Annotated in this window: 1 protein-coding gene and 1 pseudogene; both read right to left on the bottom strand. The window is 58.5% G+C overall.

The features are described 5' to 3' along the window. Positions 1-198 (bottom strand): annotated as a pseudogene (locus ACTIE1_RS16660) (hypothetical protein); the annotation flags it as partial. A gap of 119 nt (positions 199-317) precedes the next feature. Continuing rightward, the coding region (locus ACTIE1_RS16655; protein WP_439563513.1) for a VOC family protein at positions 318-686 on the bottom strand (369 nt) is incomplete at its 5' end.

Below are 686 nucleotides of genomic sequence, written 5' to 3'. Positions count from 1 at the left end.
ATCTGGAAGCACCACACCCGGCGGGGCATGTTTTGTTACAGTGCGCAAATCCAGCTTCGGGAGTGCACCCTCCGGCCAAAGCGCGCCATAAATGCTTAACCAATGGCCCTGCGTTAAATCCAGAAACATGGGCGTGTTGCAGCATGTAGCAACCACACGCCGCGTCTTGCTGTCGTCTGTCAAGCGATGCTCTGCCAACAACTCCTGGGCGACGCGGGCATACCCGACCGCGATGAACGACACAGGCATGCAATGGAAAGCGTGCGCATTTTCCTTTGTGCCTATGGCGTGGGCCAGCCCAATACGCGCTGACGCCCCTATTGTGGCACGGCGTCATCCGCATATTGCGCAAGAAATTCGGCGCTGGGGGCAATGGGGGTGATCACGTCGATCAGCACTCCCGCAGGGTCGCGGGTGATGAAATGGCGCTGGCCGAACGGCTCGTCGCGCAGGGGCAGCAGGATTGGCAGGCCCTTGGCTTGAAGCGTGTCATAAACCTGAGCGGCGTCCGGCACCTCGAAGTTCAGAAGCATACCGGTGGCCATGGTACTGCGCGCCACTTCGGGGATGGTATCGTGCTCGCAATCCAGAATAGCCAGATTCACGCTCTCATCCTCGGTGGATTGCAGATGAACATACCAGCCACTGTCAAACAGCGGTCTGAAGCCGAAATGTGCCTGATAGAA

This window comes from Roseinatronobacter sp. (assembly GCF_051859525.1).
In the GTDB taxonomy this organism is placed as follows: Bacteria; Pseudomonadota; Alphaproteobacteria; order Rhodobacterales; family Rhodobacteraceae; genus Roseinatronobacter.
Note: the sequence above shows the minus strand (reverse complement) of the source record. Positions and strands in the feature narration are given on the sequence as shown.